At 49.4% G+C, this 595-nt stretch carries 6 tRNA genes; all 6 read right to left on the minus strand.

The features are described from left to right. Nucleotides 1–5: 5 nt before the first annotated feature. The 6 genes from AJN60_RS00020 to AJN60_RS00045 all read right to left on the minus strand — a co-directional run bounded on the left by AJN60_RS00020 (nucleotide 6) and on the right by AJN60_RS00045 (nucleotide 594). Nucleotides 6–82: transfer RNA gene (locus AJN60_RS00020), tRNA-Asp, on the minus strand. Between the two features lie 51 nt (nucleotides 83–133). Continuing rightward, a tRNA-Val gene (locus tag AJN60_RS00025) sits at nucleotides 134–209 on the minus strand. Between the two features lie 6 nt (nucleotides 210–215). Beyond that, nucleotides 216–291: transfer RNA gene (locus tag AJN60_RS00030), tRNA-Arg, on the minus strand. 19 nt (nucleotides 292–310) lie between these two features. Then, nucleotides 311–386: transfer RNA gene (locus tag AJN60_RS00035), tRNA-Lys, on the minus strand. A gap of 4 nt (nucleotides 387–390) precedes the next feature. Next, nucleotides 391–467: transfer RNA gene (locus AJN60_RS00040), tRNA-Asp, on the minus strand. Between the two features lie 51 nt (nucleotides 468–518). After that, nucleotides 519–594 (minus strand) — tRNA-Val (locus AJN60_RS00045). Nucleotide 595 lies beyond the last annotated feature (1 nt).

Here is a 595-nt window from a genome sequence, read left to right on the forward strand (position 1 = left end):
CAAGATGGCGCAGCGGACGGGGCTCGAACCCGCGACCTCCGCCGTGACAGGGCGGCATTCTAACCAGCTGAACTACCGCTGCATCCAAAGTAAAGAAGTAGAGATTATAAAACCTATTTATGATTTTATAAAATGGTGGTCACTATAAGACTCGAACTTATGACATCCACCTTGTAAGGGTGGCGCTCTACCAACTGAGCTAAGCGACCTATGATTGGCGACCCCTAGAGGATTTGAACCTCTGTTTCCACACAGAGAGAGTGTTGTCCTGGGCCACTAGACGAAAGGGTCATAACCCTAACAATAAAAATGGTGTCCCGTGTTGGATTCGAACCAACGGCCCCCTCCTTAAAAGGGAGATGCTCTACCGGCTGAGCTAACGAGACAAGATGGCGCAGCGGACGGGGCTCGAACCCGCGACCTCCGCCGTGACAGGGCGGCATTCTAACCAGCTGAACTACCGCTGCATCCAAAGTAAAGAAGTAGAGATTATAAAACCTATTTATGATTTTATAAAATGGTGGTCACTATAAGACTCGAACTTATGACATCCACCTTGTAAGGGTGGCGCTCTACCAACTGAGCTAAGCGACCT

This window comes from Campylobacter sp. BCW_4323, assembly GCF_001763115.1.
In the GTDB taxonomy this organism is placed as follows: domain Bacteria; phylum Campylobacterota; class Campylobacteria; order Campylobacterales; family Campylobacteraceae; genus Campylobacter_D; species Campylobacter_D jejuni.